1 protein-coding gene is annotated in these 234 nt (G+C 45.7%); it reads right to left on the reverse strand.

Features of this window, described 5'->3' with window-relative positions; translation table 11 throughout:
- On the reverse strand, window positions 1-233 hold a 233-nt coding region (gene tnpB / locus WFH18_RS18645), incomplete at its 3' end, for an IS66 family insertion sequence element accessory protein TnpB (RefSeq protein WP_442892507.1).
- Between the last annotated feature and the right edge of the window lies 1 nt (window position 234).

The raw sequence follows: 234 nt of genomic DNA on the forward strand, positions 1-234 counted from the left end.
ATCCCCAGTCCATCATGCACCAGTACTTTCATGCGATGGCCACGTTTATTACAGAACAGGTAAGCACAATGCGGTTTGATGTAGCCAAAGGCTCTCACCACCTGAGCCATGATAGTATCCATCCCTGCTCGCATATCCAGAGGTTGGGTAGAAAGCCAGATTTCATCAATGCGGATCATGTTGCAAGTGCCTTGAGTAATTCTGCTAAAGCAGATATTTCTGATACTTGCCATT

Origin of the sequence: Acinetobacter sp. USHLN143 (assembly GCF_037145695.1) — a bacterium.
Lineage (GTDB): Bacteria > Pseudomonadota > Gammaproteobacteria > Pseudomonadales > Moraxellaceae > Acinetobacter > Acinetobacter fasciculus.